Here is a 6753-nt window from a genome sequence, read left to right on the forward strand (position 1 = left end):
CCCCCCCCCCCCCCCCCCCCCCCCCCCCCCCCCCCCCCCCCCCCCCCCCCCCCCCCCCCCCCCCCCCCGCGATGCATCTGTTTCTGGCGGGCCGTGGGGAGGGCGGTGTGGCGGGGTCAGACCAGGGCGGTGATGACGCTGGTCCCCAGCACGGCCGTCGCCGTCATGGCGCAGGCGAGCTCGATCACCATGCCCAGGCCGATGGCCTTCACCGTCGCGATGCTGGTGGACACGGCCTGTGAGGCGTCGCGCATCCGGTAGAGCTCGGCGCAGAAGAGGCCGATGACGAAACCGATGGGCAGGCCCAGCGCGGGGAGGACGAAGGCGCCCACCAGGCCGCAGACCAGGCCCACCACGACGGGCCAGGTGGGGATCTCGCGGCTGTCAAGATTGCGCTTGGTGAGCAGCATCGAGGCGGTCATGCCGATGGCCAGCAATGCCGCAGCCACTCCGAATGCGGTCCATCCCCAGGCGGAGGTTCCCCCGATGGCCCAGACCAGGGCGGCTATGCCGATGGTGATGCTGCCGGGGAGTACGGGGATGACGATCCCGCAGAGTCCCACGAGGGCCAACAGGGCGACGAGGACGGCCAGAAGAGTGACGCTCATGCACCAAGGTTAGTGTGGTCATCCTGTGGCCTTGCCGAACTCTGTGCGCAATGGTCAAAAGCTCAACAACTTTCGTGTCACCATGGAGGTCATGGCGACTATTGTCTTCCTCCACGCCCACCCCGACGACGAAGCCTCGGCAACGTCTGGCTCGATGGCCCGAGCCGTTCAGCGCGGGGATCGTGTCGTCGTGGTCTTTGCCACCAATGGCGACCACGGTGAGGTGCCCGATGACCTGCATCCGGGCGAGACCATCGTCGAGCGGCGCCGTGCCGAGGCCGAAGCGTCGGCACAGGTGATCGGCACCCACCGCATCGTCTGGCTGGGCTACAAGGACTCCGGCATGACCGGGTGGGAGATGAACACCGCTCCGGGCGCCTTCTGCAGCGCCGATCTGGACGAGGCCGCCAACCGGCTGGCCAAGGTGCTCGACGAGGAGGACGCCGACGTCCTCGTGGGTTACGACTGGCACGGCAACTACGGCCACCCCGATCACGTGAAGGTGCACCCCGTCGCCTATCGCGCCGCGGCGCTGGCCCGTCGACGTCCCAAGGTGCTGGAATCGACGATGAACCGCGACGCCATGGTGCAGATGATCCGCTCGGCGCAGGATGCGGGCGCCCTGGAGGTCTTCGACCCGGAGGGGCCGGCTGACGACGGGAATCCGATGGGCACCCCTGAGAAGGAGATCCACTGGGTGGTGGACGTCCGCGATCTGGCTGAGGTCAAGCGTCGGGCCCTGCTGTGCCATGCCAGCCAGGCCAGCGATGTGGGCATGCTCACCGGGATGCCCGACGAAGTCTTCGCCGCCAGTTTCGGCATGGAGCACTATCGAGAGCACGGCCGCCCGAATGGAATGGTGGCGGGCTGGCCCTTCACACCGTTGCCCTGATCCCTGGGGGCATGCCGCGGGCCCCGGGGTGTCGCGTGGGTTTGAGCGCCTCGCGACGGGTGTGGCGCACGCGGGGTGTTGGAACCCACGCGGCTGTTGGATTGCTCGCGGGGTGTTGGATCACTCGCGACAGGTGGTGGAGCTCCTATTGCTCGGGCGTGGGTTTGGTCTTGGCCCACGGATGCCGCGTGGGTTTGGTGGGCCCGCGATGGGTGTAGCGCACGCGGGGTGTTGGATCCCACGCGGGGTGTTGGATCCCACGCGGGCCGATCAATCCCACGCGGGGCGCGCAGAATCCCACGCGGGCCTGGCTATCCCACGCGGGCCTGGCTATCCCACGCGGGGCGCGCAGAATCCCACGCGAGCTGGCACCCCCGGGGCATGCGAGGCACCCCACCCCAGGGCATGTCACAGGACCCGAGCCCTCCTGCGGGCCCGGGTCCAGCGTGAGGTCAGAACAGCGAGCGCTCCAGATCAGCGCGCTCTCCAGAACGGCGGGCCTTCCAGAGCAGCGGCCCTCCAGAACGCCGCCTCTGTCAGAACAGTCCGTCGCGGGGCGGCGGCGGGGCGTAGCTCGGGTCGACGCCGCGGAAGAGCTTGCTGACGCTCTTGCCCTCGTGGGTGCGACGGATCGCGCCGGCGAACAGGTGGGCGACGGAGCGCACCTCCAGCTCGGGCCAGTCCTCGGGGCTGGGGACCGTGTTCGTGGTGACCACCTCATGGATCATCGGGTGCTGGCGCAGGCGCTCGACCGCCTTGCCGGCAAACAGGCCGTGGGTGGTGGCGACGGAGGCCTCGATGCAGCCGAAGTCGCGCAGGCGGTCCATCAGCTCGATGATCGAACCGCCGGTGGCAATCTCGTCGTCCAGCACGATGGCCTTGCGCCCCACCACGTCGCCGACGATGGAGTCGATGACCACCTTGTCGTCGCCCAGACGCTTCTTGGAGCCGGCGGCCACGGGCAGGCCCAACAGGCGGGCGAAGACGGCGGCCTCCTTGGCATTGCCGAGGTCAGGCGAGACCACGACGTGGTTGGTCAGATCGCGGCCGCGGTAGTGCTCGGCCAGCACGCCGATGGCGGTCAGCTGGTCCACCGGCACCGAGAAGAATCCCTGCACCTGCGGCGAGTGCAGGGCCATGGTGAGCACGCGCGTGGCACCAGCGGTGGAGATCAGGTCGGCCACCAGACGGCCACCCATGGAGATGCGGCTGGCGTCCTTCTTGTCGCTGCGCGCATAGGCGAAGTGCGGCATCACGGCGGTGATGTGCTGAGCCGAGGCACCGTGTGCTGCGTTGATCATCATCAACAGCTCCATCAGGTGCTCCTGCGTCGGCGGCACCAGGGGCTGGATGATGTAGACGTCGCGACGGCGGCAGTTGGCCAGCAGCTGGGCCTGGATGCAGTCATTGCTGAAGCGGCGGATGTCCACTCCGCTGAGGGGAACCTCCAGATGGTCGCAGATCTCCTGGGCCAGTTCGGGGTGGGCCGAGCCGGTGAATACGACGATGTCCTTCACGAGGTACCTTTCGCGCAGTGTGGGTCGTGCACAGAATATCTGCACCGTGTGGTGTCTGGAACCGTTCCACTTGGAACGAACAAGCCACTCGAGCGCCGGGATCTCGTGACACGCCTTGCGGGCATGGAACGAGCGGTCAGCATTGTGATTTCAATCACGTAGGATCGGGGCATGGCTACGACCGTCACCCCCGCTCATTCCCGTCTCAAGACCACTGCCCTGGTGATCAACCTCGCGGTGCTGGTCCAGCTGGCCCTGGGCATCGCGATGCTCACCGGCCTGTACTCCGTCGCGATCGCCAAGGCGCACAGCGGCGTGGGCTACATCACCATGATCGGCAGCGTCATCGCGGCCGTCTTCGCCTGGCAGCTCAGCAAGGCCGATGCCAGCGCCAAGGGCCTGTTCTTCCACGCCCTGAGCCTGCCCGTGCTGGCCATCATCCAGTTCGGCCTGGGCGAGATGATCGGCGGAAGCGACGCCCTCAAGTGGCTGCACGTTGCGCTGGGCATCGCCTTCGTCGGTGCGTCCGTCAGCCTCTACACGCTGCTCGACAAGCGTCGCTGACCCAACCTTCGCCGCGACGGCCTTGCCCCACCCCAGGCGGGGCCGTCGCGTCGTTCCGGGAGACGGTCGCGTGACTCAGCCGGCCAGCCCGACGGCGGTGACGATCTCCTCGCGCTGTCCGCCGGAGTGCACCACCTCGGTGCCATTGGGCTGCACCGTGAGCTGCGTGGCGTGGTGCCGCAGCGCCTCGGCGACGACGGGCAGGGTCTCGGGCAGGTCGAACCATTCGACGCCCTCGCCCGGTTCGTGTCGGATCTCCGCACAGGGCACCTGGGCCCGTTCGGCGGCGGCCCGCGCCACCTCGTGCATCCGCACATGGTCGGGGTGGCCGTAGCCGCCCCCCGCGTCGTAACTGACCATGAGGTCGGGCTGCCAGGCGCGCACCAGCGCCACCAGGTCTGCGACGGGTTCCGCAAGCGGCGCCCAGGTGAAGCTGCGCTCGTCGTTGGCATCGGCCGGGCCCGCCAGGCCGGGGCGGATCCACTCCATTCCGGAGTCGCGGTAACGGCGCGCCGGCAGGCCCTCCGCCCGCGCGGGAGCCGTGCCCAGCCATGCGTGGCGATCCACGCCCAAGACGTCCAGCGCGCCCGCCAGTTCGCCCGTCCGGTGCTCCTCCAGCCCGTCGCCGGCCAGGTGGGCGAGCGGACCGGGGACCACCTCGCCCATCTCCCCGCGGCTCGCGGTCACCAGGTCGCACGCGATCCCGCGGCCCACCAGGTGGGCGATCAGGGCACCGGTGGCGAGGGTCTCGTCGTCGGGATGGGCGTGGCAGAAGAGGATGCGGTGGACGCCGTCGAGGATGGACATGTCAGGCCTCCAGTAGGGGCATGTAGTGGCCTTCGAGCTGTTCGGCGATGGCATCCCAGCCGAAGCCCAGCGCCCGTTCGCGGCCAGCGGCGCCCATCTGGCGCAGCCGCTCGGGATTGCGCAGCAGCTCGGTGAGGACTCGGCTCCACTCCTCGGCGGAGCGTTCCCGCACGAGCACCCCCGTCGACCCGTCGGCGACGGCCTCGCGCAGGCCTCCGGAATCGGCAGAGACCACCGGGACGCCGCAGGCCTGGGCCTCCAGGGCGATCAGCCCGAAGGTCTCGGAGAAGGACGGCACCAGCACGATCCGCGCCCCGCGCACCACCCGGGCCAGGTCCTCGCGGGTCTGGGAACCGATCCAGCAGGTCTGGTTCACGATCCCCAGGTTCTGCGAGAGGTCCACCAGCTCGTCGCGGTAGCCCTGGAAGTCCTGGCTGGCCTCGCCGGCTATCACCAGCGTCGGACGGATCTCGTCGGGGATGCCGGCCATGGCCACCAGGGCCAGGTCGGGGGCCTTCAGTGGCTGCAGGCGTGCCGCGAAGAGCACGTAGCCATTGGGATTGGGGGCGACGCACACCGGACCGTACTGCTTGGGCTCGTCGGGGGAGTCCAGGTCCGGCGTCCAGCGACGGCACTTCTCGTCCAGCGGGTGGAAGAGCTCGGTGTCGACGCCGGGGTGCACCACGACGACCTTCGAGGGGTCCGCACCGCAACGCTCGATGATGGTCTGGGCCTCATAGTCGCTGACGGCCACCACCAGGTCCGACTCCTGCGCAATGAGCCGTTCTCCGGCATTGCGGCCGGGGCTCTCGGGTGGCTCGCCCTCACTCAGGGGATCGCCGGGCAGCGCGGCCACCGAGTGGAAGCTCTGCACGTGCGGCACGCCCCACTGGCGCGCGACGGGCAGGGCCGCGACGCCGCTCATCCAGTGCTGCGAGTGCAGCAGGTCGTGCGGCTCCAGCTGCGCCAGGGCAGCGGAGAAGTCGTCGATCCACGCCTCCTGGGCGCTCTTGGCCAGCGGTTCGGTGGGGCCGGCGACGATCTGCCGCACGGTGACTCCGGGGTGGATCTCCACCACGTCGGGCAGTTCGGTGTTGTCGCGACGGGTGACCAGCTCGACGATGTGGCCGCGATCGGCCAGCGCCTTGGCCTGGTGCACCTCGACGACATTCATCCCGCCCGCATCCTTGGAGCCGGGCGAGTCGAGCGGCGAGGTGTGCAGCGAGATGAAGCCGATACGAGCCATGAATGGAAACTAGCAGTTGGCACCAATGCCGCGGCGCCCGCCCACGGCTCTGGGCGACGCTTCCGGCCCGCCCCTTGCGTGCCGCCTCGCTCAGGCCGCTGGCGTGATGGTCACCAGGGTCATCTGCGACGGGGTGAACAGCCGCAGTGGGAGGGTCTGCCCCACGCCGGAGTCGATGTACAGCATCGCCTGTCCCGCCGGGAAGAGGCCCTTGTCCAGGCGGGGGAACCAGCCGTCGCCGCCGGGGGTGTGGATGGCCCCCACCCAGGGGATGCGCACCTGGCCGCCGTGGGTGTGGCCACAGATGGCCAGTTCCGCGTCGCTGGCAGCCAGGTCGTCGAAGACCTGCGGGGAGTGGGTCAGGACCAGTTGGAAGGCGTCGGGCCGGGTGCCGCGCATGGCCGACGGCAGGTCACCCAGGCCGGAGTAGTAGTCGTCGGTGCCCACCAGGTCCACCCGGCCCCAGTCGCCGTCGAAGGCGACGTGCCGGTTGGTGAGCACTGGGATGTCATGGCTGGCCAGCATGTCCAGCACCGGGCCGATGTGACCGTCCCAGTGGTCGTGGTTGCCGGGCACGGCGTAGACGGGGATTCCCAGCGCAACCAGGTGCCCGAACCACTGGCTGATCCGCTCCAGGTCCTTGGTGTACATGTTCACCAGGTCTCCGGTCACGGCAATCAGGTCCGGCTTCTGGGCGCGGGCCATCTCCACCAGCTCGTCGCGCTGGGGCATCGTGACGTCGTGCAGGTCGCTGATCTGCAGCACGCGCAGGGGGCGTCCGGAGACCTTGCTGCTGGTGACGGTGAGCTGCTCCAGGCGGGTGTGCGTCACCTCGTACCAGCTCATGCCGGCCACCAGGGCCAGCAGCACAAGCGCGACCAGTGCCAGCCGTCCGGCCCAGCGCAGCAGGCGACGGGCCGTGCCGGGGCGCGCTTCTTCGGGTGGGGAGGTCTGGCTCACGCGGGCCAGCCTAGGTGCTGGTGGGTGTCCTGCGGATCGGCCCGTGGTCTGGGGCCCGCGTCGACTCGCCTGATCTGGGAACGATGCGGGGTCTGGGAACGGCGCAGGGTCTGGGGACGGCGAAGGGGCTCGAACCGCAATGGTCCGAGCCCCTTCTGC

At 69.4% G+C, this 6753-nt stretch carries 7 protein-coding genes; 2 read left to right on the forward strand and 5 right to left on the reverse strand.

Features of this window, described 5'->3' with window-relative positions; all coding sequences use genetic code 11:
* Positions 1-116: 116 nt before the first annotated feature.
* Complete coding sequence (locus tag ACTQ49_RS14655; RefSeq protein ID WP_441828577.1) at positions 117-608, reverse strand: DUF456 domain-containing protein; 492 nt, start codon at positions 606-608, stop codon at positions 117-119.
* 91 nt (positions 609-699) lie between these two features.
* On the opposite strand from ACTQ49_RS14655, the gene ACTQ49_RS14660 reads away from it, so the two are divergent.
* Positions 700-1500, forward strand: coding sequence for a PIG-L deacetylase family protein (locus ACTQ49_RS14660; RefSeq protein ID WP_441828578.1), 801 nt, complete (start codon positions 700-702; stop codon positions 1498-1500).
* A gap of 536 nt (positions 1501-2036) precedes the next feature.
* Here ACTQ49_RS14660 and ACTQ49_RS14665 read toward each other — a convergent pair.
* Positions 2037-3017: a ribose-phosphate diphosphokinase gene (locus ACTQ49_RS14665; protein WP_441828579.1), complete on the reverse strand. Its 981-nt coding sequence runs from the start codon at positions 3015-3017 to the stop codon at positions 2037-2039.
* 171 nt (positions 3018-3188) lie between these two features.
* On the opposite strand from ACTQ49_RS14665, the gene ACTQ49_RS14670 reads away from it, so the two are divergent.
* Positions 3189-3581 carry a hypothetical protein gene (locus ACTQ49_RS14670; RefSeq protein ID WP_441828580.1) on the forward strand — a complete coding sequence of 131 codons (393 nt, stop codon included), beginning with the start codon at positions 3189-3191 and terminating at the stop codon, positions 3579-3581.
* Positions 3582-3656: 75 nt separating this feature from the next.
* Here the strand turns inward: ACTQ49_RS14670 and ACTQ49_RS14675 are convergent, their stop codons facing one another.
* The 3 genes from ACTQ49_RS14675 to ACTQ49_RS14685 all read right to left on the reverse strand — a co-directional run bounded on the left by ACTQ49_RS14675 (position 3657) and on the right by ACTQ49_RS14685 (position 6594).
* The gene (locus ACTQ49_RS14675) at positions 3657-4388 is read right to left on the reverse strand and encodes a PIG-L family deacetylase (protein ID WP_441828581.1); all 732 of its coding nucleotides are present in this window, start codon (positions 4386-4388) and stop codon (positions 3657-3659) included.
* Position 4389: 1 nt separating this feature from the next.
* Entirely contained in the window at positions 4390-5634 is a 1245-nt protein-coding gene (locus tag ACTQ49_RS14680) for a glycosyltransferase (RefSeq protein ID WP_441828582.1), read from the reverse strand.
* Positions 5635-5724: 90 nt separating this feature from the next.
* A complete protein-coding gene (locus tag ACTQ49_RS14685) occupies positions 5725-6594 on the reverse strand; it encodes a metallophosphoesterase (protein WP_441828583.1) in 870 nt (289 codons plus the stop codon).
* Positions 6595-6753: the final 159 nt, after the last annotated feature.

It is taken from the genome of Luteococcus sp. Sow4_B9 (assembly GCF_052116585.1).
Classification (GTDB): domain Bacteria; phylum Actinomycetota; class Actinomycetes; order Propionibacteriales; family Propionibacteriaceae; genus Luteococcus.